This window comes from Methylobacterium sp. WCS2018Hpa-22 (assembly GCF_031843785.1).
In the GTDB taxonomy this organism is placed as follows: domain Bacteria; phylum Pseudomonadota; class Alphaproteobacteria; order Rhizobiales; family Beijerinckiaceae; genus Methylobacterium.
Genome location: NZ_JAVTJA010000004.1, coordinates 285,449 through 308,778 on the forward strand (window position 1 = coordinate 285,449; position 23,330 = coordinate 308,778).

Annotated in this window: 19 protein-coding genes and 3 tRNA genes; 12 read left to right on the forward strand and 10 right to left on the reverse strand. The window is 65.5% G+C overall.

Features of this window, described 5'->3' with window-relative positions:
- Positions 1–214 precede the first annotated feature (214 nt).
- Positions 215–2,098 carry a methanol/ethanol family PQQ-dependent dehydrogenase gene (locus RQI43_RS07765; RefSeq protein WP_311274747.1) on the reverse strand — a complete coding sequence of 628 codons (1,884 nt, stop codon included), beginning with the start codon at positions 2,096–2,098 and terminating at the stop codon, positions 215–217.
- 569 nt (positions 2,099–2,667) lie between these two features.
- Between RQI43_RS07765 and RQI43_RS07770 the strand changes: the two genes are divergently transcribed.
- Positions 2,668–2,970, forward strand: coding sequence for a hypothetical protein (locus tag RQI43_RS07770; RefSeq protein ID WP_244483667.1), 303 nt, complete (start codon positions 2,668–2,670; stop codon positions 2,968–2,970).
- Between the two features lie 203 nt (positions 2,971–3,173).
- Complete coding sequence (locus tag RQI43_RS07775) at positions 3,174–3,950, forward strand: trypsin-like peptidase domain-containing protein (protein ID WP_311274775.1); 777 nt, start codon at positions 3,174–3,176, stop codon at positions 3,948–3,950.
- Between the two features lie 208 nt (positions 3,951–4,158).
- Here RQI43_RS07775 and RQI43_RS07780 read toward each other — a convergent pair whose 3' ends face one another.
- Positions 4,159–4,419, reverse strand: coding sequence for a DUF6894 family protein (locus tag RQI43_RS07780; RefSeq protein WP_056430323.1), 261 nt, complete (start codon positions 4,417–4,419; stop codon positions 4,159–4,161).
- Between the two features lie 370 nt (positions 4,420–4,789).
- The gene (locus tag RQI43_RS07785) at positions 4,790–6,226 is read right to left on the reverse strand and encodes an amino acid permease (RefSeq protein WP_311274748.1); all 1,437 of its coding nucleotides are present in this window, start codon (positions 6,224–6,226) and stop codon (positions 4,790–4,792) included.
- A gap of 154 nt (positions 6,227–6,380) precedes the next feature.
- Here RQI43_RS07785 and RQI43_RS07790 point away from each other — a divergent pair, with 154 nt between their 5' ends.
- Together RQI43_RS07790 and rocF are read left to right on the forward strand one after the other, a co-directional pair.
- Positions 6,381–7,448: an ornithine cyclodeaminase gene (locus RQI43_RS07790; RefSeq protein ID WP_056430317.1), complete on the forward strand. Its 1,068-nt coding sequence runs from the start codon at positions 6,381–6,383 to the stop codon at positions 7,446–7,448.
- Positions 7,449–7,520: 72 nt separating this feature from the next.
- The gene (gene rocF, locus RQI43_RS07795; RefSeq protein WP_311274749.1) at positions 7,521–8,450 is read left to right on the forward strand and encodes an arginase; all 930 of its coding nucleotides are present in this window, start codon (positions 7,521–7,523) and stop codon (positions 8,448–8,450) included.
- A 217-nt stretch (positions 8,451–8,667) separates the two neighbouring features.
- On the opposite strand, the gene RQI43_RS07800 is transcribed toward rocF, so the two are convergent.
- The 3 genes from RQI43_RS07800 to RQI43_RS07810 all read right to left on the reverse strand — a co-directional run bounded on the left by RQI43_RS07800 (position 8,668) and on the right by RQI43_RS07810 (position 11,662).
- Positions 8,668–9,534 (reverse strand): RNase A-like domain-containing protein, encoded by an 867-nt coding sequence (locus RQI43_RS07800; protein WP_311274750.1) that lies wholly within the window; start codon positions 9,532–9,534, stop codon positions 8,668–8,670.
- Between the two features lie 142 nt (positions 9,535–9,676).
- Positions 9,677–11,089, reverse strand: coding sequence for a type I glutamate--ammonia ligase (glnA, locus tag RQI43_RS07805; RefSeq protein ID WP_056430308.1), 1,413 nt, complete (start codon positions 11,087–11,089; stop codon positions 9,677–9,679).
- Between the two features lie 234 nt (positions 11,090–11,323).
- Positions 11,324–11,662 carry a P-II family nitrogen regulator gene (locus tag RQI43_RS07810; protein ID WP_003600526.1) on the reverse strand — a complete coding sequence of 113 codons (339 nt, stop codon included), beginning with the start codon at positions 11,660–11,662 and terminating at the stop codon, positions 11,324–11,326.
- 214 nt (positions 11,663–11,876) lie between these two features.
- Here RQI43_RS07810 and RQI43_RS07815 point away from each other — a divergent pair, with 214 nt between their 5' ends.
- Positions 11,877–13,370 (forward strand): NAD(P)H-hydrate dehydratase, encoded by a 1,494-nt coding sequence (locus RQI43_RS07815; protein ID WP_311274751.1) that lies wholly within the window; start codon positions 11,877–11,879, stop codon positions 13,368–13,370.
- Here the strand turns inward: RQI43_RS07815 and RQI43_RS07820 are convergent.
- Positions 13,363–14,853, reverse strand: coding sequence for a multicopper oxidase family protein (locus tag RQI43_RS07820; RefSeq protein ID WP_311274752.1), 1,491 nt, complete (start codon positions 14,851–14,853; stop codon positions 13,363–13,365). The genes RQI43_RS07815 and RQI43_RS07820 overlap by 8 nt on opposite strands.
- Before the next feature lie 196 nt (positions 14,854–15,049).
- On the opposite strand from RQI43_RS07820, the gene RQI43_RS07825 reads away from it, so the two are divergent.
- From RQI43_RS07825 to RQI43_RS07855, 7 genes are all read left to right on the forward strand, one after another.
- A tRNA-Leu gene (locus RQI43_RS07825) sits at positions 15,050–15,134 on the forward strand.
- A 175-nt stretch (positions 15,135–15,309) separates the two neighbouring features.
- Positions 15,310–16,746, forward strand: a complete 1,437-nt coding sequence (tig, locus tag RQI43_RS07830) for a trigger factor (protein WP_311274776.1) — start codon at positions 15,310–15,312, stop codon at positions 16,744–16,746.
- A gap of 131 nt (positions 16,747–16,877) precedes the next feature.
- Positions 16,878–17,504: an ATP-dependent Clp protease proteolytic subunit gene (locus RQI43_RS07835; RefSeq protein WP_311274777.1), complete on the forward strand. Its 627-nt coding sequence runs from the start codon at positions 16,878–16,880 to the stop codon at positions 17,502–17,504.
- 223 nt (positions 17,505–17,727) lie between these two features.
- Complete coding sequence (gene clpX / locus RQI43_RS07840) at positions 17,728–18,999, forward strand: ATP-dependent Clp protease ATP-binding subunit ClpX (RefSeq protein ID WP_019904739.1); 1,272 nt, start codon at positions 17,728–17,730, stop codon at positions 18,997–18,999.
- Positions 19,000–19,253: 254 nt separating this feature from the next.
- A complete protein-coding gene (gene lon, locus RQI43_RS07845) occupies positions 19,254–21,683 on the forward strand; it encodes an endopeptidase La (RefSeq protein ID WP_056430302.1) in 2,430 nt (809 codons plus the stop codon).
- 132 nt (positions 21,684–21,815) lie between these two features.
- Positions 21,816–21,891, forward strand: a tRNA-Val gene (locus tag RQI43_RS07850).
- 45 nt (positions 21,892–21,936) lie between these two features.
- Positions 21,937–22,191 carry a hypothetical protein gene (locus tag RQI43_RS07855; RefSeq protein WP_056430299.1) on the forward strand — a complete coding sequence of 85 codons (255 nt, stop codon included), beginning with the start codon at positions 21,937–21,939 and terminating at the stop codon, positions 22,189–22,191.
- 25 nt (positions 22,192–22,216) lie between these two features.
- On the opposite strand, the gene RQI43_RS07860 is transcribed toward RQI43_RS07855, so the two are convergent.
- The 3 genes from RQI43_RS07860 to RQI43_RS07870 all read right to left on the reverse strand — a co-directional run bounded on the left by RQI43_RS07860 (position 22,217) and on the right by RQI43_RS07870 (position 23,330).
- Positions 22,217–22,732, reverse strand: a complete 516-nt coding sequence (locus tag RQI43_RS07860) for a CAP domain-containing protein (RefSeq protein WP_311274753.1) — start codon at positions 22,730–22,732, stop codon at positions 22,217–22,219.
- 178 nt (positions 22,733–22,910) lie between these two features.
- Entirely contained in the window at positions 22,911–23,126 is a 216-nt protein-coding gene (locus RQI43_RS07865; RefSeq protein ID WP_056430291.1) for a hypothetical protein, read from the reverse strand.
- Between the two features lie 127 nt (positions 23,127–23,253).
- Positions 23,254–23,330, reverse strand: a tRNA-Asp gene (locus RQI43_RS07870).

Consider the following 23,330-nt stretch of genomic DNA (forward strand, 5'->3'; position numbering starts at 1 on the left):
GGTCGGATTCTTTGGGATCGAGCCGGCGCAGTGGGACGCGGCCCTCCTCCCCAGCGGATCTCGGGCCTGCCCGAGATCCGTCGAGATTGCGGGGAGGAGTTGGAGGTGGGGGTGGCTCCGCTGGCCTCTGCAGCCTGCGGGTCACCCAACCACCCCCACTCCTAACCTCTCCCCACAAGGGGGAGAGGGACGCGCTCGTTTCCCGATGCAGCCGTTATTTGGCGGTTGCGGTCTGGTACTCGCCGATGCTCGGATCGTCGTACGGACCCTTGCCGTTCAGCGAGAACACCATCACGCCGCCGCCCATCTGGGTGTAGTTGGCGAGCTTCTTGAACGCGCCCACCGCGCCGAGGCCGGCAGTCGGGTCCTGAAGGTCGAACACGAGGCCGACACCCGGCCAGCCGCCGACGCCGTAGTAGATGGCGACGTACTGATCACCCTTGTGGCTGTAGGTGATCGGGTAGCCGATGGCGCCCGACGGCATCTTGAACTTCCAGAGAAGGTCTCCGTTGTCCGAGTTGCGCGCCTTGATGTAGCCGTCCAGCGTTCCGTAGAACACGAGACCGCCGGCGGTCGCCGTCGTTCCGCCCCACACGGCGAAGCGCTCCATCTTCTCCCATTTGAACTCGCCGGTGATGGCGTTGTAGCCCTTGATCTGGCCCAGACCTTCGTAGTTCTGGCGATCGCCCTTCGGGCCGGGATACATGTTCAGAGTGGCGCCGACGAAGAACTGACCGGCACGGTAGGGAAGCATGAAGGGCTCCCAATCCATGCAGATGTGGTTGATGCCCATGAAGAAGAGCTTGCGCTCGGGATCGTAGGAATCGTGGCCCTGGTTGTGATAGCCCATCGCCGAGGGACAGATGTCCTTGGCGAGGTGGTCCATGCGGGTGCCGTATTCGGGATCGCGCACCGGCTGGCCGGTCTTCAGGTCGACCGACTTGAATACGTTGACGGTGTCGTCGATCTTGTTGGCCGAGACGAGCGAGCCGTCCGTCCGGTCGAGCGTGTAGACGATGCCGTTCCGGTCCGGATGGGTCAGGAGCTTGCGGTCCTTGCCGTCCTTGTCCTTCTGGTTCGACAGCATCATCACGTTGACGCCGGCGTAATCCCACTCGTCGTGCGGGGTCTTCTGGTAGCCGAACTTGGCCTCACCCGTATCGGCGTCGCGGCCGAAGATGGTCATCGTCCACTTGTTGTCGCCGGGACGCATGGTCTCGTTCCACGGCGCCGGGTTGCCGGTGCCGAAGTAGATCAGGTTGGTGCCGGGATCGTAGGCGTACCAGCCCCAGTTGGTGCCGCCGCCGATCTTCCAGGCATCGCCCTCCCAGGTGGAGGTGCCGAGGTTCTTCTGGCCGTAATGGGGGTTCTTGATGTTGAAGTCGGAGGCGAGCAGCAGGTCCTTGTCCGGGCCGGTCGCGTAGGCGCGCCAGACCTGGGAACCGGTCTTCACGTCGTAGGCGGTGAGGTAGCCGCGCACGCCGAGCTCGGCGCCCGAGGAGCCGATGATGACCTTGTCCTTCACCACGTAGGGGGCGATCGTCAGCGTGGAGCCGACCTTGATGTCGGAATTCTCGACCTTCCACACCGTCTCGCCGGTCTCGGCGTTGAGCGCCATGACGTTGCCGTCGAGCAGGGTCTTGAGGATCAGCGCCGGGGTCTTTCCGTCGCCGGGCCAGTAGGCCAGACCGCGATTGACGAGATCGCAGCAGGCGACGGCGCGGGCGGCCGGGTTCTGCTTGGGCTTGTCCTGCCACAGGATCTTGCCCGGATCGTCGAGGGCGAGAGCAAAGGTGTTGTTCGGGAAGGAGGTGTGGATATACATCTTGTTGTCGACGACGACGGGCGCGCCCTCGTGGCCGTTGAGCAGGCCGGTCGAGAACGACCAGGAGACCTTGAGGTCCTTCACGTTCGTCGTGTTGATCTGCTTGAGCTTGCTGTAATTGTCCGAGTCGTAGTTCTTGCCCGGCATCACCCAGTTTTCATCGCTGTTCGACAGATCGATGAGCTTGTCGTTGGCGTGAGCGATCCCTGACAATCCGATCGGTGCCAGGGCCAAGACGGCCAGCACCGAGACTGAATTCAGTAACCTGTTCATTCTGCGTCTCCTGCCCTTCTGCCGCGTGCTCGACCCCAGGGGATCGGCCGCAGCCATTGCTTTCGCCGGTTCAGCAAACAGTCAGTCGATCGATATTATGAACGTATTTATAAGAATAACCTGACGCTGGCCGCTCTTATAAAAGACTTATTACTGATCCATCGGCTAGCTATATAATCATTTGCTTTGCCTGATGTCTTTAGCCACTTCAACCTTTTTTTACAGGACGATTTGGCAACTTGTTCCATGCTTTTATCCCGGTCTGGCGGGTGATCCTGGGTAAGACTTGCGGAAGACCGACATAGGTGAACGACCGGTCTTTCCCTTTCGGTCGAAGCACTTGCCCTGTGGGTCGAAGCACTTGCGCTGCAGGTCGGTCGTCGTCGGCCTCTCGGAGCGGTCCGGCGTTCGGTGGCGCAGAGGCACGGGAGCCGGACGATGCGCGGTCGCGATGCGCAAGGTTTATGCACAGTGTCGCAGCAGGAAAAGCGTCCTGTGCCGGTGAGCCTGTGCTTTACTCGTTGCCGACCAGCGCTAAACTGATGGTGGGTAGGAAAGAAAAACGAGACATGCCGATGATCAGAAGAACAACTGCGCTCGTGATTTGCCTGATTGTCCTGCCATCGATTGCCGATGCGGCACGGTTGACCATGGATGACAAGGTATCGCGCTGGCCCCGCGCCTCCACGGACGAGAAGATCGATTTCGCCACCCGCATGGGCAAGGCCTTCTCCAGCCTGAACGCCGAGCTCGACAAGAATTACTTCATCCGCTGCCTGGAAGAGACCGCGAATATCGGCAATCCGGGCGAGATCAAGCTGGAATCGGCGGTGAAGATGTGCGTGTCCGTGAAGAAGGACCCGCCGGAATAGGCGGTCCCCGTGGGGCCCTGCCCCGTGCGCGAGGCCGACGACATTCCGAACCGCCCTCCTCCCCGGATCGAGCGGCGATGGCGCAGCATCAGCATCGGTTCACATCACAGATGATTCCTGTCGCAGCCGAAAGCTCGATCCGCCGGAGGCACGATGGCCGGTCCCGTCCGCTGCGGAGATGGGTGCTGGCCGGGCTCGCGCTCATGGTGTCGGGGGCGGCCTCGGCGGAGGAAGGGCGCATGGCCGCTCTCTATCCGCATGACGGGCGCCGCGATCTCACGGGCGCCGACATCACCCGCTATCCCGGCGCGGGCGTCCTGTTCTGCCATCGCCGGCCGGACGGTATCCCGCAGAAGGCGGCGGCGGCCTGGCTCGTCGGGTCGTCACGCCTCGTGGTGATGAACGCGCACAATTTCCGCAACCGCCGCATGGAGGTGACGCGGGAGGTGGAGGATTGCTTCTTCCAGATCGGCGGGCGGAATTACGGCTTCGTACCGGCGAGCCTGCGCCTCGGCGCGGCGCCCGACGCCAAGGCCCTGCACATCACCGACGATTGGGCCTTGCTCGACCTCACCGAGGCGGTGGTCGGCGCGCCGCCGCAGCCGGTCCCCGAGGCGCCGTCTCTGGCAACGGGCGTCGCGGAGATTCCCGTGGTGATGGTCTCACCCGGCGGGCACGAGAATTATCGCGGACCGAGCAGCACCGAGACCTGCGCGATCCACCAGATCGATCCGCCGACGGAGGACGACATCCGCCGCGCCCGGCACAATTGCAACGATGGGTTCGGCGGCTCGGGCTCCGGCCTGTTCGACCTGTCGGGCCGTCTCGTGGCGATGCAGAGCGCCTCGCTCTCGATGAACTCGCGCCGCCCCTTCGACCTCGAGTTCCATTACGGTTCCGCCCTGCTCTTCGAAGGCGCCCTTCTGGCGGCGATCCGGCAGGCCGTTACGGCGGAAAGCGAGGCTCCCAAGACCCGGTGAGGCGACAGGGCGTCTCACCGCTTGTTTCCGTTGTTTTTCCCAGGGCTTCACCTCATCCTGAGGTGCCGCACAGCGGCCTCGAAGGAGGCTTCCAGGGATCGCGCGCCCGCTGGAGGGCTCCTTCGAGGCCCGCTGTCGCGGGCACCTCAGGATGAGGTGGTCTGCTGGGATGATCGGCTCCGGCATGAGCATCCAATCAAGCCGGCACTCAATGCACGGTGGGGCCCGGCTCTTCCGGCGCGAGGGTGACCACCTCGGAAAACGGGAATTCGAGAACCGTTTCGCCGGATTCGTCGGTGACGACGAGGATTGCCCCCATCAGGCGGGCCTGGGCCTCCGCCTCGCTCATCGTCGCCTGGATCGTGTCGCGGGCGACCTCCCAGGCATGGTCGGCATCCCGCAATTCGGTGCCGGTGGGATCGGCGATGACCTCCCGGCCGATATGGGTGTGAAAGAAGAAGCGGGGCATCGCGGCACTCGATCGGCTTGAGGAACAGCCGATATCAGCTGGAAACCGAGGTGCGGCGGCGCAAGTCCCGCTGGCCCGTCTTGCAGGGCGGAACCGGTCCTCCGCCGTGTCATCGCAGGCAGGCAAAGCCCATGAGGCACGCTCGTCGCAGTCTGGTCTCAGAGCAGATGTGAGGTGTTTTTCCAACGCACCACCTCATCCTGAGGTGCCGCGAAGCGGCCTCGAAGGAGGCCTCCAGTCGCCGATGAGCAAACTTGAGGTTTCCCTCAAGGCCCTTTGCTTGCGCAAAGGTCACCTCAGGATGAGGTGGTCGGCTTGGATGATCGATCCTGGCAAGAGGATACGCAGGGAAACCTCATCAGACCGGCTCTCAGGCCCGAGCCAGTCGCGAATGACGCTGGGAATAGGCGGCATAGATCACCAGCGCGGCGGCGATCCAGAGCGCGAAGAGCAGGTAGGTGTCCCGTGGCAGCGCCGCGATGAGCATCAGGCAGCAGGCGAGGCTCGCGAGGGGCACGAGCGGGTAGAGCGGCACGCGAAATCCTCGCGGCAAGTCGGGGCGTCGCCGGCGCAAGATGATCACGCTGAGGGAAACCGCCGTGAAGGCCACGAGGGTGCCCATGCTGGTGAGGTTGGCGAGCACGTCGAGGGGAACGAGCGCCGCCAGCGAGGCGACGAAGAATCCCACCACCAGCGTATTGGCGTTCGGGCTCCGGCTGCGCCGGTCCACGCGCTGGAACAGCGTCGGCAGCAGCCCGTCCCGGCTCATGGCGAAGAGGATGCGGGTCTGGCCATACATCGTCACCAGGGTCACGGAGAAGATGGAGATGACCGCCCCGATCGACAGGACGAGGGCCGGCCAGGGCGTCCCGGTGACGTTTCTGAGGATCACCGCCAGCCCGGCATCCTGCCCGGCAAAGTGCGTCCAGGGTTGGGCTCCGATCCCCGCGAGGGCGACGAGGAGGTAGATCGCGGTGACGATGACCAGGGAGAGGAGAATGCCCAGGGGCAGCGTGCGCGCCGGGTCGCGCACCTCCTCACTCGCCGTCGAGATCGTATCGAGGCCGATATAGGAGAAGAAGATCGTCGAGGCGGCGGTGCCGATCCCGGCCCAGCCGAGCGGCGCGAAGGGCGTGAGGTTCGCAGGCTCGAACGCCGTGAGGGCGACCACGGCGAAGAACACCAGCACGGCGAGCTTCAGGACCACGAGGACCGCGTTGATCGCAGTGGATTCGGCGGTGCCGCGCAGGAGCAGCAGGGTGCACAGGCCGATGAGGACGATGGCCGGTAGGTTGACGTAGCCGCCCCGGCCGGGGGGCTGGCTGATGGAATCGGGCATGGTCCAGCCGATGAGCGCACCGAAGACCTCGTTGAGATACTGGCCCCATCCGACGGCGATGGCCGAGGCGGAGACCGCGTATTCGAGAAGAAGGCAGGCCCCGACGAGGAAGGCCGCGAGTTCCCCGAGGGTGGCGTAAGCATAGGAATAGGACGAGCCCGAGAGCGGAAGCGCCGAAGCCAGTTCCGCGTAGCAGAGCGCCGTGAGACCCGCCGTGACGGCGGCCAGCAGGAACGAGACCAGGATGGCGGGGCCGGCCTCCGGCACCGCCGCGCTCAGGATCACGAAGATGCCGGTGCCGACCGTGGCGCCGACCCCGAGCATGACGAGGCGGAACAGGCCGATGGAGCGTTCGAGGGGCCGGGCTCCGGCATCGGCACCCTGCGTCGCGGGGGATATGGGTTTGCGCCGAAGTACCGACCGGCGCCAGTCGCTCGGTCCCCCGTCCGATCCGATCAACGACCCCATCGCGACGCGACCTCACAGCGACCGGGGCGAGAGGTGCCGATCATGTTGCCCTGCCCATTTCGCCCTCTCCCATCGCAGCAAGGGCTATGCCGCCTCGCGCGGGCGCGCATCCTGCCTATGATCGATTCGGTATCGGTCCGGGAGACGAGGCGTCATGGCGGACAAACTGAATGTCGTTCCCTTCGTCAGCGTCGACAACATGATGAGGCTCGTCCTGGCGATCGGCGTCGAGCGGTTCCTGCGGGAATTGGCCGCCACGATCGAGGAGGATTTCCGGCGCTGGCACCTGTTCGACAAGCAGCCGCGCCTGGCCTCCCACAGCGCGGACGGGGTGATCGAACTGATGCCGACCAGCGACGGCACCACCTACGGCTTCAAATACGTCAACGGTCACCCGAAGAACGCCCGCAGCGGGCGCCAGACCGTGGCCGCCTTCGGCGTGCTGGCCGATGTCGGCAACGGCTATCCGATGCTGCTCACCGAGATGACGATCCTCACGGCTCTGCGCACCGCCGCCATGTCGGCGGTCGCGGCGAAATACCTCGCTCCGAAAGGGGCGCGGACCATGGCGATCATCGGGAACGGCGCCCAGGCCGAGTTCCAGGCCCTGGCCTTCAAGGCCCTCATCGGCATCGATTCCCTGCGCCTCTACGACATCGACCCGGCCGCCAGCGCCAAGTGCCGGCGCAACCTCGCCGGTTTTGGCTTCCGGATCGCGATCTGTTCGAGCACCGCCGAGGCGGTGGAGGGCGCCGACATCGTCACCACGGCGACGGCCGACAAGCAATGCGCCACCATCCTCACCGACAACCTCGTCGGCCCCGGCATCCACATCAACGCCGTCGGCGGGGATTGCCCCGGCAAGACCGAGCTCCACCCCGACATCCTTCGCCGTTCGGACATCGTCGTCGAATACGCGCCCCAGACCCGGCTCGAAGGTGAGATCCAGCAATTGCCAGCCGATCACCCCGTCACCGAACTCTGGCGGGTGATCGCCGGCGAGGTGCCGGGGCGGAGCGACGACAGGCAGATCACGCTGTTCGATTCCGTCGGTTTCGCGGTCGAGGATTTCTCCGCCCTGCGATACCTGCGCTCGGTGCTGGCCGGCACCGGCTTTTTCGAGGATCTCGACCTGCTGGCGGACCCGGACGATCCCCGCGACCTGTTCGGGATGCTGCTTCGGGCGGAGGGCCGGGCTGGTCCCGATCCTGCGGCGCCATGACGATCCGCCGGCCCGCGCCTCACGGCTGTCGTGCGCGGCCCCTATGGTGTCGGCGGATCGGAGAATGAACCCATGGACGAGAAACGCTGCATCCTCATCGGCGTGCCGGTCCAGGAGGGCACGAGCCGGCTGGGCTGCGACATGGGCCCGAGCGCCTACCGGGCCGCCGGTTTGGGCGGCGCCCTCACCTCCCTCGGCCTGGTGGTGGAGGATCGCGGGAACATCGCCCCTCCCCCCGGCGCGGCCGTCGCCCATCCCAATCCGAGCGTGACCAACCTCTCCGACTTCGTGCGCTGGACGTCGGCGCTCAGCGAGGCCGCCTATCGGGCCGGGGGCGAGGGCCTGCCGATTTTCCTCGGCGGCGATCACAGCCTCTCTGCCGGTACGGTCTCGGGCATGAGCCGGCGGGCGGCCGAGGCGGGCCGCGAGTTGCACGTGCTCTGGCTCGACGCGCATCCCGATCTCCACACGCTGGAAACGACGACGAGCGGCAATCTCCACGGCGTGCCGATGGCCTATGCGATCGGTCTCAAGGGGTTCGCCCCCTACCTGCCGCCGCCCGTCGCGCCGGTGAAACCGCACAACGTCTGTATGATCGGCCTGCGCAGCGTCGATCCGGCGGAGCGGCAGACGATCCGCGAGGCCGGGATCACCGTGCACGACATGCGCGCCATCGACGAGTTCGGCATCGGCATCCTGCTGAAGGCCTTCCTCGAACGGGTGGCCGCCGCCGGCGGATGGCTGCATGTGAGCCTCGACGTGGATTTTCTCGATCCCGGCATCGCGCCGGGCGTCGGCACCACGGTTCCGGGCGGCGCCACCTTCCGCGAGGCGCATCTCGCCATGGAGATGCTGCACGATAGCGGCCTCGTCCGCAGCCTCGATCTCGTGGAGCTCAACCCGTTCCTCGACGAGCGCGGCCGCACCGCGATCCTGATGACGGATCTCGCCGCCAGCCTGATGGGACGCAGCGTTCTCGACCGCCCGACGCGGAGTTTTTGACCGACCGGGTTCACACCACTCCTCGGACAGGCGGAGCGCGTCCCTCTCCCCACAAGGGGGAGGAGAGCCGCGTATCCCGCGAAATGTGTGATGATCGTAGGCTGCCGACACCCGCGCAGGGCGAACGAAACGGCGTTCAGAGCCGGTCGCGGGCGCCGGTTAGGAATGTGCGCAGATCCTGCGCGGTGGGGAAGTAGATGTCGGCGTCCGTCTCCTTTCACAATCCCTTCAACGTCTCGTCGGACGCCTCGCGGAGGGCGCGGTCGATGAACTGCCGCAACCGGACGCGCTCCTCGCCGCGGAAGAGGTTGAGAACGAAATCGTACATCTCGTCGAGCGTCGGCGCGCCGCCACCGATGTCCTGCATGAACCAACGGCCGAACTTCAGGAATTCCGGGGACGCTCGCATGTCAATCTCCGTCGTTGCCCGGATAGGCGGTATGGATGCGGACCCGCGGGGGTTGCCCGGATCGTGAAGGATAAAGATTCCGACACCGTAAGTCGTACGCATGTACAGCTCAAGCTGCCCCGCCGTGTAGGCTTCCCGACCAGTTTTGTATCCAAATCGGGACTTTAGGAATGCATTGGCCTTTTTCCCAATTGCGACGTCATCAACTTCGGAGGCGTTCTGTTCCAAGGTGCAGTTGATGAGATCGTTTCCGGTCTCCACAGAATCGAACTTGCCATCTCGCCTGAGGCCATAGTCTACGAACAGAAATCTCCTTTTGCTGGACTGGACGCGCTGCATCATCTGCGCGTCCGTCTTACCGACATGCTCGCGAAGCGTATGGCCGCCGCGCACCTCTTCTTCGGAGAGCACGACCGTGTACCGACGGTTGAGGTCATCCGAGACGTGGACGATCCGCGCATCGTCACCGGAATCATATCCGTCGCCCGCACCGCCGTCCGTCCATTGGCCGCCGTCCGGATGTCCGGCCGGCACGCGGGGTTGATCGGCGTGGTACGCACGGAGCGACAGACGCAATCGCTGAAACGCGACCTGAACACGGCACGACGTGATCAGCCATTTCGCCTGCAGCAGCGCAGTTGTGCTCGACGACATCGGATTAACCCCCTTGATCAAGCTATTATACCTATAAAGGAATAATAGCATAATATCAGTCACGAAATCGGGGGGGTGAAACGCGAAACGCCGGAGCCCCTGTCCAGGCCCCGGCGTCGCGCATTGTCCGAATGGCCGGGCGAGCGCGCCCGACCCGCTCGCCTCAGAGCGAGTAGTACATCGTGAACTCGACCGGATGCGGGGTCATCTCGTAGCGCATCACTTCCGTCATCTTCAGTTCGATGAAGGAGTCGATCTGATCGTCCGAGAACACACCGCCGGCCTTCAGGAAGCCGCGGTCGCGGTCGAGGTTGGTCAGCGCTTCACGCAGGCTGCCACAGACGGTGGGGATCTTCTTCAACTCGCGCGGGGGCAGGTCGTAGAGATCCTTGTCCATGGCCGGGCCCGGATCGATCTTGTTGATGATGCCGTCGAGGCCGGCCATCAGCAGGGCCGAGAAGGCGAGGTAGGGGTTCGCCATCGGATCGGGGAAGCGGACCTCGACGCGCTTGGCCTTCGGGTTCGTCGTCCACGGGATACGACAGGAGGCCGAGCGGTTGCGGGCCGAGTAGGCCAGCAGCACGGGGGCCTCGTAGCCGGGCACCAGACGCTTGTAGGAGTTGGTGGACGGGTTGGTGAAGGCGTTCAGCGCCTTGGCGTGCTTGATGATGCCGCCGATGTACCAGAGGCATTCCTGGCTGAGGTCGGCGTACTTGTCGCCGGCGAAGATCGGCTTGCCGTCCTTCCAGATCGACTGGTGCACGTGCATGCCCGAGCCGTTGTCGCCGTAGACGGGCTTCGGCATGAAGGTCGCGGTCTTGCCGTAGCTCTGGGCCACGTTGTGGATCGCGTATTTGTAGATCTGCATATGGTCGGCGAGCAGGGTCAGCGTGTCGAACTTCATGCCGAGCTCGTGCTGGGCCGAGGCGACCTCGTGGTGGTGCTTCTCGACCTTGACGCCCATGGACTGCATGGCGGCCAACATCTCGCCGCGCATGTCCTGCGCCGAATCCTGCGGTGGCACGGGGAAGTAGCCGCCCTTGGTGGCCACGCGGTGGCCGAGGTTGCCGCCCTCGTAATCGGTGAAGCCGTTGGTGGGCAGTTCCACCGAATCGAGCTGGAAGCCGGTATGGTACGGGTCGGAGCCGAACTTCACGTCGTCGAACACGAAGAACTCGGCCTCGGGGCCGACATAGATCGTGTCGCCGATGCCGGTGGACTTGAGGAACGCCTCGGCGAGCTTGGCGGTGCTGCGCGGATCGCGCGAATACGGCAGGCCGGACGAGGGCTCGAGCACGTCGCAGACGATCGACATGGTGGAGGCCGAAAAGAACGGGTCCATGCAGGCCGTCGCCGGGTCGGGCATCAGCAGCATGTCGGATTCGTTGATCGCCTTCCAGCCGGCGATCGACGAGCCGTCGAACATCGTGCCTTCGGCGAAGATTTCCTCATCGACGAGGGACACGTCGAACGTGACGTGCTGCCACTTGCCCCGGGGATCGGTGAAGCGGAAATCGACGTACTTGACGTCGTTGTCCTTGATTTCCTTGAGGACCTGATCGGCGGTCTTTGCCATCCCTGTGTCTCCTTCGAGGCTCAGCCTGTCTCGGCCGTGGTTTTGCCGCACCACGCGGTGGCGTGCCGCGGATTGGGAAGGGGCGTGCGCGAGGGACTTAGCTTCTAGGGCGGCGCGAGGCTAGAGCCGCGCTTGGCCGGATTGTAACAGGCCGGCGCCTTCGCCCCATCGTTCCGTTCGACCGCCGCCGCCGGCCGGCCGGAGCCATGCCGGAACATCCGCCGGAAGCGGGCGCTAGATCGCGTCGGTGCCGGTCTCGCCGGTGCGGATGCGGATCGCTTCCTCGATGGTCGAGACGAAGATTTTGCCGTCGCCGATGCGTCCGGTCTGGGCCGACTTGCGGATGGCTTCCACGGCACCTTCGACCAGAGCGTCGGAGAGGACGATCTCGAGCTTCACCTTGGGCAGGAAATCGACCACGTATTCGGCGCCGCGATAGAGCTCGGTATGGCCCTTCTGCCGGCCGAACCCCTTGGCTTCGATCACGGTGATGCCCTGAAGGCCGACCTCTTGAAGGGCCTCCTTCACCTCGTCCAGCTTGAATGGCTTGATGATCGCTTCGATCTTCTTCATGCCGAACGGGCCTGACCTGAATGCTGCTCCGGGCCCTTTTCCTACCATCGCGGCACGGCCTTCGCCACGCCGTTTTCCCCGAGACAGGCGTTAAATTGCCCATTCGGTAGGCAACGAATGCAAATCGTTTCAGCCAAGCCCGCTTTGCGCCTGAAATAACGGCGCGGCATGAGCGGTGCGCAGGCATGGACACATGGACAAGGCGAAGTTTCGAATGCCCCCACACCGTCTGATCACCGTCGAAGCGATGCGGAGAATGGACGCCGCCGCCATAGCGGCGGGCGTTCCGGGGATCGAGCTGATGCGCCGAGCGGGCGCCGCCGTGGCCGAGAGGGCCGCCACGATGGTCGCCGCGCCCTCCCGCATCCTCGTCCTGTGCGGACCCGGCAACAACGGCGGGGACGGTCTCATTGCCGCCTGCCTCCTCGAACGCAGCGGCTATGCGGTCGACCTCGTCTGCACCGTGCCGGTGGAGAGCCTGACCGGCGACGCCGCGTTGGCCGCCGCTGACTGGGAGGGGCCCGTCCTATCCGAGGCCGATCCGGCGGGGGCCGCCCTCGTCATCGACGCCCTGTTCGGGGCGGGCCTGTCCCGCGACCTCGACGGCGCGGCGAAGAGCATGGTCGAGCGGGTCGCGGCGGCGAACGTGCCCGTTCTCGCCGTCGATATTCCGAGCGGGATCGACGGCGATACGGGCGCTCTACGCGGGGTGGCGCTCAGGGCGCGCGAGACGGTGACCTTCGTGGCGCTCAAGCCGGGCCACCTGCTGCAGCCGGGCCGCGACCATTGCGGTCATCTCCATGTGGCCGATATCGGCATCGGCGACGCTGCCGTCGAACAGGGGTTGGCCGGCACGCCGAGGGTCTGGCGCAACGGGCCGGGTCTCTGGGACTCTGATTTCCCGAGGCTCGACGCCGTCAGTCACAAATACACCAGGGGGCATGTCCTCGCCCTGTCCGGGCCCGCCTTCAAGACCGGGGCGATCCGTCTCGCGGCGCGGGCGGCGTTGCGGGTCGGTGCCGGCCTCGTCACCGTGGCCTCCCCTGCCGCCGCCATGGCCGAGAACGCCGCGCACCTCACCGCGATCATGCTGACGCCATGCGAGACCGCAGACGACCTCGACGATCTCCTCGTGGACGAGCGCCTCAATGTCATCCTCGCCGGCCCCGGCATGGGGAGCTGCGAGGCGACCCGCGAGCGTGTCGCCGTGGCGGCCGGCGTCGGGCGAAGCCTCGTCCTCGACGCCGACGCGCTCACGAGCTTCAAGGGCCAAGTCGACCAATTGGCGAGCCTCATCGCGGATGGCGGGGGGCAGGCAGTGCTGACCCCGCATTCCGGTGAGTTCGGCCGCCTCTTCGCCGATACGGCCGCTATCGACCCGAAGGCGAGCAAGCTCGAACGGGCGCTGAGGGCGGCGTCTGTCGCCGGGGCGGTGGTGGTGTTGAAGGGCGCCGATACCATCATCGCCGCGCCCGACGGACGCGCCGCGATCAACGACCACGCCACGCCCTATCTCGGCACCGCCGGTTCGGGCGATGTCCTCGGCGGCCTCGTCGCCGGCCTGCTGGCGCAGGGCATGCCCGCCTTCGAGGCGGCCTGCGCGGCGGTCTGGCTCCACGGCGATGCCGGCTTGCGGCATGGGCCGGGCCTCATCGCCGAGGACCTGCCGGAGATGATGCCGAAGGTTCTCGCCGGCCTGGTCAAGTGACCTCGAAACTCGTCCACAGCCCCGTGTCGAACCGCTCAAGCACGGTGGAGCCGATGACCCAGCGGCCGGGATTGTCCGCCTTGAAGGCGATCCGGGCCGTGCGGCCTTCGAGCAGCTGGAACGTGTCGAGCCAATAGGGCTCCCAGCCGTCGTCCAGCGGGTGGAGCAGCCGGAAGGCGTGGCCGTGGACGTGCAGGGCCTGCGGGAAGGCGGTGTCGTTCCGGATCGCCAGGACGACCACCTGGCCGCGCTTCACCGTGAAGGAGGGAGCGATGCCGGAGGCGCCCGTGATGCCGTTGATGGCCCAGACCCGATTCGGATCACCGGAATAGGCCGGTTCGGCGTTGGGCTTGTCCTTGTCGAGCTTGGCGCCGCCGGTGATCGCGATGTCGCGGCGGATTGCGTTCTGGAGCTTGACCTCGGCGGGCAGGAGCTTGTTCTCGCCCACCGGTGCGATCGGCGGACGCTTCTCCGTCACCGGCTGGCCCTTGGCGGTGAGTGTCGCCAGGACGAGGCCGTTGCCCACCAGGGCATTGACCGAGACGCTGGCGCCGGCTTCCGCCGGCATGTCGAGCATCAGGTCGTAGCGGGTGCCGGGGGGGAAGGGCAGCGTCGCCCGCAACGGCTCGAACGTGTCGGTGGGCTGGCCGTCCACGGCCACCACGTAGACCTTGGCGCCCTCGAACCGGATGCGGGTTCCGCGCGCGTTGCAGACATTGCCGAGCCGCAGGCGGATCCGCGATCCCGGGCGCACCTCCACCGCTTCGGGGACCGGCCTGCCGTTAATGGTGACGAGATTGCCGAGGCGCCCGGAGGCCGCGGCGAAAGCCGCCTGCCCGAACGGCATCAGTGCGCCGTTCTCCTCCAGCCGCCAATCCTGCATCAGTAGCGCGAGGTCCTGGTCGAGCGAGGGCGGCGAGGTCTCCTCGACGATCAACGCGCCGGCGAGGCCCCGCCCCGACGGTTCGCTCGAACCGCCCACGACGAGGGGCCGGATCAGGAACGTGCCCGCATCCGGCGGGACGAAGGAATAGGTGAAGTCCGCACCCGGAGCGATCGGCGGCTGGGTCACGCCTCCGACGCCGTCCATGGCGTTCTGGTTGCGCACCCCATGCCAATGCAGGGACAGCGGCTTGTCCGTCTTGTTCTCGACGCGCAGGCGGACGGTGTCGCCGAGTTTCGCCCGGATGACGGGAAGGCTCGCTTTGCCGTCGAAGGTCCAGATCGGCGTCTCGGCGGCCGGCTCGGGTTTCAGGCGGTTCGTGCCCGGTCCGGCGACGAGCGCGCGCGGTTCGGGCAACGGCTCGGCTGGCTCGGGCGCTGCCTTTGGGGTAGCCTTGCCCGATCCGGTTTGCGCCCCCGCGCCCGCGATGAAAGCCGGTCCGGCAAGGCCGAGGGCCGCCGCCCGGCCGATCAGGGAACGGCGGGACAGTCCGCCGGTCTCCGAGGGCGGGCGGTCATTCTTCAGGTCGGAACTCGGCATGTCACCTCGGACGGGAATGAAGGGATGCTCAGGCGCATCCGGCGCTTTCGCCCGCTTGTAGACGGCGGTCCCGCGCGGCGCCAACCGCCGCCACGCCCCTGATGGGCGAGGTCTTATTTTTTTGCTGCGGACTTGCGCGCGCATGCTATAGGACCGCGCTCTGGCGGCTGAAAAGGCACGCCGGGCGTTGGCGCTTGCGGGCGTGGCGGAACTGGTAGACGCGCTGGATTTAGGTTCCAGTGACGAGAGTCGTGGGGGTTCGAGCCCCTCCGCCCGCACCAGCCTTCGCCGTTGGGAACGGAATGGCTCACAGCGATGGCCGGCCCGCTCTGCCGCTCGGAGTCGGCCTCCGGTCGGGCGTGCTTCGTCAAACGCCGCCTGTGGTGTCCCGCCCTCGACGGCGGTACCATTCGAGATTTTTTGACCGATCACACGGACGACAGCGGGAAGACGACGATGCAGGTGACCGAGACACTCTCCCAGGGTCTGAAGCGCGAGTTCCAGGTGCTTCTGGCCGCCAAGGAGCTCGAAGAGCGCCTGACGACCGAGCTGTCCACCCTCAAGGACAAGGCCCAGATCAAGGGCTTCCGCCCCGGCAAGGTGCCGGTGGCCCATCTGCGCAAGCTCTACGGCCGCTCGGTGATGGCCGACGTGCTGCAGAACGCGGTCAACGAGGCCAACCAGAAGATCGTCACCGACAACAACCTCAAGCTCGCCCTCGAGCCGAAGATCGAATTCCCCGGTGAGGCTTCCATCGTCGACCGGGCGCTCGAGGCCAAGGACGACCTGTCCTTCAACGTCGCCCTCGAAGTCCTGCCGAGCTTCGAGCTCGTCGACCTGTCCGACGTCACCCTGACGAAGCAAGTCGCCAAGCCGAGCGACGATGAGGTCGACGAGGCAATCAACCGCATGGCCTCCTCGAACCGCGCCTTCACCCCGAAGGACGAGGGCGCCGAGGCCGCCACGGGCGACCGCGTCACGATCGATTTCGTCGGCAAGATCGACGGCGTCGAGTTCGACGGCGGCAAGGGCGAAGGCGTGGATCTGGAGCTCGGCTCGGGCTCGTTCATCCCCGGCTTCGAAGACCAGCTGGTCGGCGCCAAGGTCGGCCAGTCGCTGGTGGTGAAGTCGACCTTCCCCGAGGCCTACGGTGCCGAGCATCTCGCCGGCAAGGATGCCGAGTTCGACGTGACCGTCACGGCGATCCAGGCTCCGGGCGAGACCAAGATCGACGACGAGCTCGCCAAGGGCTTCGGCATGGAATCGCTGGAGAAGCTGAAGGAAGCCGTCGCCGGCGCCCTCGGTGGTGATTTCGAGGCCCAGTCGCGCCGCAAGCTCAAGAAGGAGCTCCTCGACGCCCTCGACGGCAAGTACGCTTTCGACCTGCCCCCGAGCCTCGTCCACCAGGAATTCGCTGCCGTGTGGGCCCAGGTCGAGCAGGACCTGAAGACCCGCGGCAAGACCTTCGAGGACGAGGGAACCACCGAGGAAAAGGCCACGGCCGAGTACCGCAAGATCGCCGAGCGGCGCGTCCGTCTCGGCTTGGTGCTTGCGCAGGTGGGCGAGACCGCCGATATCAAGGTCAGTGACGACGAGGTGAACCAGGCCCTGATCGCCCGTGTCCGGCAGTATCCCGGGCAGGAGCAGCAGGTCTGGGACTTCTACCGGAAGAACGCACAGGCCTTGGCCGAGCTTCGCGCACCCCTGTTCGAGGAGAAGGTCGTTGACCATGTCCTCGCCCAGGTGAAGCTGGTCGAAGAGCCTGTTTCGAAGGATGCTTTGTTCGCGGATGAGGACGCCGATGCGGCCAGCGCCGGATCGACGGAGTCGGAGACGGACAAATCCCAGGCTCCTTCGGGCGACGATCTCCCGGCCGTCGCAAAGGCCGATTGAGCTCGAGGCTCCGAAAAGGGCGGCGGGCTTGGATGTAAAGGCTGCGTTCACCGCCGCCGTAGTTCGCTGACACGTCCGGCTCGCGCGCCATTCGCGCGGCCGGACCCCTTGAAGCCTGGGGCACGAGAATGATGAGAGATCCGGTCGACTATTATAACAGCGCACTCGTTCCCATGGTGGTCGAGCAGTCGAGCCGCGGCGAGCGTGCGTTCGACATCTATTCCCGCCTGCTGCGTGAGCGGATCATCTTCCTCACCGGCCCGGTCGAAGATTACGGCGCTTCGCTGATCGTCGCGCAGCTGCTGTTCCTCGAAGCCGAAAATCCGAAGAAGGAAATTTCCTTCTACATCAACTCGCCCGGTGGCGTGGTGACGTCGGGCCTGTCGATCTACGACACGATGCAGTTCATTCGCTGCCCGGTGACGACCCTCTGCGTCGGCCAGGCCGCCTCGATGGGATCGCTGCTGCTCACCGCCGGTGAGCCCGGCCAACGCTTCGCCCTGCCGAACGCCCGAATCATGGTCCACCAGCCGTCCGGCGGGTTCCAGGGCCAGGCCACGGACATCCTGATCCATGCCCGCGAGATCGAAGCGCTGAAGAAGCGCCTCAACGAGATCTACGTGAAGCATACCGGTCGCGACTACGACACCATCGTCCAGGCGCTCGAGCGCGACAATTTCATGACCGCCGACGCGGCCAAGGAATTCGGCCTGATCGACGAAGTGATCCAGAAGCGTCCCGAGCCGGCCGCAGCCTGATCTCGACCGCGCCGTGGCCGCATGGCGGCCCCGGCGCGTCCTTTAGAGGCGGGCCGCCAATGCGGCTTTGCCTTGATCCCGTCGCGGCAGCATGCTTGCATCGCGAGTCTGACCTACCGGCAGAAAGCGCGCAGGTGACTGTTTCTTTAGGCGGGCGCCCTTAGATCTTAGAAGATGCGCGTGCGCCCCGGGGCTGGCGTCGCACCCGCGAACGGAGACCGATATGAGCAAGACTGGCGGCAACGACTCGAAGAGCACGCTGTACTGCTCGTTTTGCGGCAAGAGCCAGCACGAGGTCCGCAAGCTGATCGCGGGCCCGACGGTGTTCATCTGCGACGAGTGTGTCGAACTGTGCATGGACATCATCCGTGAGGAATCGAAGTCCTCGCTGGTGAAATCGCGCGACGGCGTGCCCACGCCGAAGGAGATCCGCCGCGTCCTGGACGATTACGTCATCGGCCAGGATTTCGCGAAGAAGGTTCTCTCCGTCGCGGTCCACAACCATTACAAGCGCCTCGCCCACGCCTCGAAGCACAACGACGTCGAGCTGGCGAAGTCCAACATCATGCTGATCGGGCCGACCGGTTCGGGCAAGACTCTGCTCGCGCAGACCCTGGCCCGCATCCTCGACGTGCCCTTCACCATGGCCGACGCGACGACGCTGACCGAAGCCGGCTATGTCGGCGAGGATGTCGAGAACATCATCCTGAAGCTGCTCCAGGCGTCGGATTACAACGTCGAGCGGGCGCAGCGCGGCATCGTCTACATCGACGAGATCGACAAGATCTCGCGGAAGTCCGACAACCCGTCGATCACCCGCGACGTGTCGGGTGAAGGCGTGCAGCAGGCCCTCCTGAAGATCATGGAAGGCACCGTCGCCTCCGTGCCCCCGCAGGGCGGTCGCAAGCACCCACAGCAGGAATTCCTGCAGGTCGACACCACCAACATCCTCTTCATCTGCGGCGGCGCGTTTGCCGGGCTGGAGCGGATCATCTCGGCGCGCGGCAAGGGCACCTCGATCGGCTTCGGCGCGACCGTGCAGGCCCCGGACGACCGCCGCACCGGCGAAATCTTCCGCAATGTCGAGCCCGAGGACCTGCTGAAGTTCGGCCTGATCCCCGAGTTCGTCGGCCGTTTGCCCGTGCTGGCGACGCTGGAGGACCTCGATGAGGTCGCCCTCAAGCGCATCCTGCAGGAGCCGAAGAACGCCCTGGTGAAGCAGTACCAGCGCCTGTTCGAGATGGAGAATGTCGACCTGACGTTCCAGGAAGAGGCGCTCTCCATGGTGGCCCGCAAGGCCATCGAGCGGAAGACCGGCGCCCGCGGCCTGCGCTCGATCCTGGAGACGATCCTGCTCGAGACGATGTACGACCTGCCCGGCCTGGATTCGGTGGAGCAGGTGGTGATCGGTCCCGAGGTGGTCGAGGGCAAGTCGCGCCCGCTCTACATCCATGGCGACCGCAACAAGGACGTTCCTGCGAGCGTCAGCGCCTGAGGGCGCAAAGCGGCGGCAGAGACTTAGCCGCCGAAACGGTCCGGGGAGAATTCTTGAAAAAGCTCTCCCCGGCTTCCATCTGAAGTGTCAGACGGCGATGGCCGCACGCTCACCTTCTGAGGTGCGGTGTCCCGCCTCCAGCCTCACAGTTCAGCGATGCTTCCGACCCCGCGATGCGGACTGGTCGGTCCGTGGCAGGATGCTTGCTCATTTCGAGGAGCTAGAGCCCGGAATCCATCAAGAGGAAGTCCGACATGACCCAATCGAAATCTCGCCAGCCGGTCGTCCCGGGTTCGACGGGCTCCTACGCCGTTCTGCCCCTGCGTGACATCGTCGTCTTCCCGCACATGATCGTGCCGCTCTTCGTCGGCCGCGAGAAGTCGATCCGCGCCCTCGAAGAGGCCGTCCGCACCGACCGCCACATCCTGCTGGCCACCCAGATCAATGCCAGCGACGACGATCCGTCGACCGATGCGATCTACAAGATCGGCACGCTCGCCAGCGTCCTTCAGCTCCTGAAGCTGCCCGACGGTACCGTGAAGGTGCTCGTCGAAGGCGCGGGCCGCGCCAAGATCACGAACTTCAACAAGTCGGATTCCTTCTACGAGGCCGATGTCGAGACGCTGACGGATGAGCTCGGCGATCCCGTCGAGGCAGAGGCTCTCGCCCGCTCGGTCATCTCCGAGTTCGAGAACTACGTGAAGCTCAACAAGAAGATCTCGCCCGAGGTCGTCTCCGCGGTCACCCAGATCGACGAGCCGTCGAAGCTCGCCGATACCGTCGGCTCGCATCTCGCCGTCAAGATCGCCGACAAGCAGGCGATCCTCGAAATCCCCACGGTGGCGGAGCGCCTCGAGCGCGTCCTGTCGCTGATGGAGAGCGAGATCTCCGTGCTGCAGGTGGAAAAGCGCATCCGGACCCGCGTGAAGCGGCAGATGGAGAAGACCCAGCGCGAGTACTACCTCAACGAGCAGATGAAGGCGATCCAGAAGGAACTGGGCGATTCCGAGGACGGCAAGGACGAGCTCGCCGAAATCGAAGAGAAGATCGAGAAGACCAAGTTCTCGAAGGAAGCCCGCGAGAAGGCGATGGCCGAGCTGAAGAAGCTTCGCCAGATGTCGCCGATGTCGGCCGAGGCCACGGTCGTGCGCAACTACCTGGATTGGATGCTCGGCATCCCGTGGTCGAAGCGCTCGCGGATCAAGAAGGATCTGCTGGGCGCCCAGGTCATGCTCGACCAGGACCATTTCGGTCTGGAAAAGGTCAAGGAGCGCATCGTCGAGTATCTCGCCGTGCAGCAGCGCGCGAACAAGCTCACGGGTCCGATCCTGTGCCTCGTCGGTCCTCCCGGCGTCGGCAAGACCTCGCTCGGCAAGTCCATCGCCAAGGCGACCGGTCGCGAATTCGTCCGGATGTCGCTGGGTGGTGTGCGTGACGAGGCCGAGATCCGCGGTCACCGCCGGACCTATATCGGTTCGATGCCCGGCAAGATCGTGCAGTCGATGCGCAAGGCCAAGACCTCGAACCCGCTCATCCTGCTCGATGAGATCGACAAGATGGGCCAGGATTTCCGCGGCGATCCGTCCGCGGCGCTCCTCGAGGTGCTCGACCCGGAGCAGAACGGCACGTTCAACGATCACTACCTGGAGGTCGATTACGATCTCTCGGACGTGATGTTCGTGACGACGGCGAATACGCTCAACATCCCTGCGCCCCTGATGGACCGCATGGAGGTGATCCGCATTGCCGGCTACACCGAGGAAGAGAAGCTTCAGATCGCCCGCAAGCACCTGATCCCGGGGGCGGTGAAGAAGCACGGCCTCACGGCCAAGGAATGGGAGATCGACGATTCTGGCGTCCTCATGCTCATCCGCCGTTACACGCGGGAAGCGGGCGTGCGTAACCTGGAGCGCGAGATCTCGAACCTGATCCGCAAGGCGGTGAAGGAGATCCTCATCACCAAGGTGAAGGCCGTTGCCGTCACCGAGGAGAACCTGCCGGTCTTCCTCGGCGCGCCGAAGTTCCGCTACGGCGAGATTGACGAGGAGGATCAGGTCGGCGTGGTGACAGGTCTCGCCTGGACCGAGGTCGGCGGCGAGTTGCTGACGATCGAAGGCGTCATGATGCCCGGCAAGGGCAAGATGACGGTCACCGGCAACCTGCGTGACGTGATGAAGGAGTCGATCTCGGCGGCGGCGAGCTATGTCCGCTCCCGGGCCCTCGACTTCGGCATCGAGCCGCCGCTGTTCGAGCGTCGCGACATCCACGTCCACGTTCCGGAAGGGGCGACCCCGAAGGACGGTCCGTCGGCCGGTATCGGCATGGCCACCGCCATCATCTCGACCCTCACCGGCATCCCGGTGAGGAAGGATGTGGCGATGACCGGAGAGGTCACCCTGCGTGGCCGCATCCTGCCCATCGGCGGTCTGAAGGAGAAGCTGCTCGCTGCCCTGCGCGGCGGGATCAAGACGGTCCTCATCCCCGAGGAGAACGCCAAGGACATCGCCGAGGTGCCCGACAGCGTGAAGAACGGGATGGAGATCATCCCGGTCTCCCGGATGGACCAGGTGCTTCAGCACGCCCTCGTGAGGGTGCCGGAGCGCATCGAGTGGGAAGAGCCGCTCCCGGTCGCCCGCCGCCCGGTGGTCGGCGAGGACGAGCCGACCACGGTGATCGCCCACTGACTGTCATCCGCGGATGAAAAATGGAAAGGCCCCGGGGTTTCCCCGGGGCCTTTTCGTATGGTCCTCCACCGGCCTCGTGCCGAGGAGGGTTGCCATCCCGACGATGCTTGGATTAACGATGCGGCGCGCACCGGGCGGTTAGCTCAGCTGGTAGAGCGTCTCCTTTACACGGAGAGGGTCGGCGGTTCGAGCCCGTCACCGCCCACCAACCCGCTGCCCCTCCCCCTACCCTTCCCGGCAACAGAGACGAGCGATGACCGCGCGCGGCTTCCCCACCCCCTGGCTCGTCGTCGAGAAAGTCGAGAGTTTCTGCGTCGAGGATGCGGACGGAGCGGCCGTCGCCTGGACCTACTTCTCCGACGAGCCGGAGAAGCGAGAGGCAACCGGCCTCATGACCCGCGAGGAGGCGTTGCGGATCGCCAGGGCCATCGCGATGATCCCCGAGATGCGCACGATCATTCGTAGCATCCAGGACGGGTTGACCGAAGCGGACCAGATCCCGGATTGAGCCGCGCGGCGAGGACGTATGCGCCTCAGTTTCCGGCGAGGACCAGGGCCCAGAAGCGCTTGTAGCGCGTACCCGGCGCATCGACGCGGGCGATGCCAATTCGCTTCAGCTGAGGCATCAGCATGTTCTTGTTGTGCTCGGATGAGGCTTTCCAGCGTGCCAGCACCTCGTCGAACGTATTCGAACCGGCGCTGAGGTTCTCGGCGGCAAAGGAGCGGCCGAATCCCGCCCGCGCCATGCGCGAATCGAAGGTACCGCCGATCTCGTGGCTGAGCTTGCCGGCCCGGGCATTGGATTCCGCCTGGTAGGACGCAGCCCGGATCAGGCTCGAATCCAGTACCACGGGGCCGAGCCCGTGCGAGGCCCTGTAGCGGGAGATCGCGGCGGCGGCGGCACCCTCGTCGAGAATCACCGGGCTCGTGAGGTTGTCGGCATCGGGCAGGATCGTCGGCCCGCCGCAGCCGCCCACCGCCAGCAGGCTTCCCAAGAGGACGATGCCGCCCAGCCGCGACAGAATGGGTGAAAGGGGGAAAGCCATCATCGCTCGGTGCCGGTTCGCTACGCTGCCATGTCGTCGGCTTCGCCATCCCGGTGCGATGGGGCGAAATCGCGGCGGCGGCGCGAACGGAATCGCGGCACGGGCCGATGTGTCCGATCCGCCACGCCATTGCACTCCGGCGAAGAAACTTGATCGATGCGCGAGGAGGTGCCGATTCGTGTCAGATCCGCGTACCGAGATCGCGGGGCGGCGACCCGCAGCGCCATGCGGTGATGCGGTAATCGGGATGGGTGTCGACCCATCGCGCCAGCTGCGGCTGTGCTACGCGGATGCATCCTCGCGCATCGACGACGTCGAGCGGAAGACGCTTCGATTCGCAGGTATCCGGTGCGTTCGCCATGCAGGCGGTGAAGTACAGGAAGAAGAAGCCCGCCATGGTTCGGACAGCCCGTTTCGCGAGTCACGCTCGGGAAAAGGCTAGCGCACGAATGCCCCATGTCGAGGGCATCACGCAAAGCAACCCGTTTGGAGGCTGCGTCATCGGCGGCGTGAATTCTTGAGAATGGCGCGGGCGACGGGACTCGAACCCGCGACCTCCGGCGTGACAGGCCGGCACTCTAACCAACTGAGCTACGCCCGC